The sequence below is a fragment of the Paenirhizobium naphthalenivorans genome, assembly GCF_007992095.1.
GTDB lineage: Bacteria > Pseudomonadota > Alphaproteobacteria > Rhizobiales > Rhizobiaceae > Allorhizobium > Allorhizobium naphthalenivorans.
On sequence record NZ_BJZP01000106.1, the window covers coordinates 1 to 1,122 of the forward strand.

At 54.7% G+C, this 1,122-nt stretch carries 1 protein-coding gene and 1 pseudogene; one reads left to right on the forward strand and one right to left on the reverse strand.

Going from position 1 to position 1,122, the window contains the following annotated elements; all coding sequences use genetic code 11:
• Positions 1-327: pseudogene (locus tag RNA01_RS23355) on the forward strand (glycogen synthase GlgA); the annotation flags it as partial.
• A 303-nt stretch (positions 328-630) separates the two neighbouring features.
• Here the strand turns inward: RNA01_RS23355 and RNA01_RS23830 are convergent.
• Positions 631-1,122: TetR/AcrR family transcriptional regulator (locus tag RNA01_RS23830; RefSeq protein ID WP_170253630.1), on the reverse strand; the 492-nt coding region annotated here is incomplete at its 5' end.

Genomic DNA, 1,122 nt, shown 5'->3' on the forward strand with positions numbered 1-1,122 from the left:
CAGCTTTACGCCCTGCGCTACGGAACGATTCCGGTGGTGTCGCGCACCGGCGGGCTTGCCGAAACAATCATCGATGCGAATGATGCTGCTATCTCCGCAGGGGTGGCCACAGGTTTCCAGTTTGATCCGGTCGATGGTTCAGGCCTTCGCGACGGCATTCACCGTGCATACGATGCATGGCGGATACCCTCCATCTGGCGCCGGTTACAGAAACAGGCAATGCAGGCGGACTTCTCATGGCAACGCAGTGCAGGACAATATGCTGAGTTGTATTTGGAACTGCAAAAGCGACACGTTCGCACCGAGCAGCGACTGGTTGTGGCCTGATCCGGCACCGAGCATGTGACGCATTCGATCTTTGGGGGAGGCAAGTAAGCCGAAACCGAACTTTGTCGATTCCTGCGCCGTCAAGGCTGAGGTGTTTCGCTCGCCGCTATTTGACCTCTAGAACCTACGTCTGCCGATCCAGTTGAGACAATCAGCTGGAAGTGCACCCCCATTGGATCGGCTGACTACCAAAGCCCGTCCGCATCACGAACAAAATGGACGAGCATGAAGGCAGCCGGCGATGCAGCTTTTGATGCGGAGATTCTTCTGGATGCGATCTATGGTATCCAACATCCGCTTCGATTACGAGGGAACGTCGGGATCATCCTTCAACATTGCTGCGATGATCTTTTTTGAGAACGCATCGAGCCAGCCCCCTGCCTCGTCACGCAACGGTTCTAAATCGATGACGTTCCTCAAAATGCCCATCCCGGTCAAATAAGCCACAACAAAGCATGCGTTTCGGGTCGGATTTGAAGTCTGCAGATTTGCAGCGATGAGTGGCAAGATTTCCTTTGTTATGAAGTCCCGCAACACATCTCTGGCCTCGACGCTGGACAGAGAGTGGTTCACAATATCAAAGGGGCTGATTTCGTTTCGATGCCGCGCATCGTCATGAACGAATATCTGTGCTGCCAACCTGTTCGCAACATCGCCGCCAGCCGTGTCGAGAATTTCCTCAGGTCGGATCAGAGCCTGAACTGCCTCCCCGAACAGCTGCTTTTTCGACCCGAAGCATCGGTGGACATATGCGACATCCACCTCGGCATCTGCGGCAATGTCGCGGAGTCCGGT